Genomic DNA, 261 nt, shown 5'->3' on the forward strand with positions numbered 1-261 from the left:
GTTCCGGCTTGAGGATGCCGCGCAGGTCGGCGTAGGGAATGCTCAGCTCGGGTTCGCCGTGGGAGTAGGGCGCGATGGAGTAGGCGTCGTACTTGACCACGATGCCATCGCGCGTGAGTGCGAAGTTGTCGCTTTCCTGGAACGGCCACATCTTGTTGTAGGCCGCCGGGTCGCGTTTGGCGTCGGCGTTGCCGGCCAGCCATTTGGCGTGGGCGCGCTGCAGCGCGGCGACGTACTCGCCGCGGCGGCCGGGGATCAGGG

General features: G+C 67.8%; 1 protein-coding gene. It reads right to left on the reverse strand.

What is annotated here, in order from left to right; all coding sequences use genetic code 11:
• Positions 1–261 (reverse strand): RsiV family protein (locus SB751_RS31985; RefSeq protein ID WP_410749264.1); only part of this gene is annotated, 261 nt, incomplete at both ends.

It is taken from the genome of Cupriavidus sp. SIMBA_020, assembly GCF_046535395.1.
Lineage (GTDB): Bacteria > Pseudomonadota > Gammaproteobacteria > Burkholderiales > Burkholderiaceae > Cupriavidus > Cupriavidus campinensis.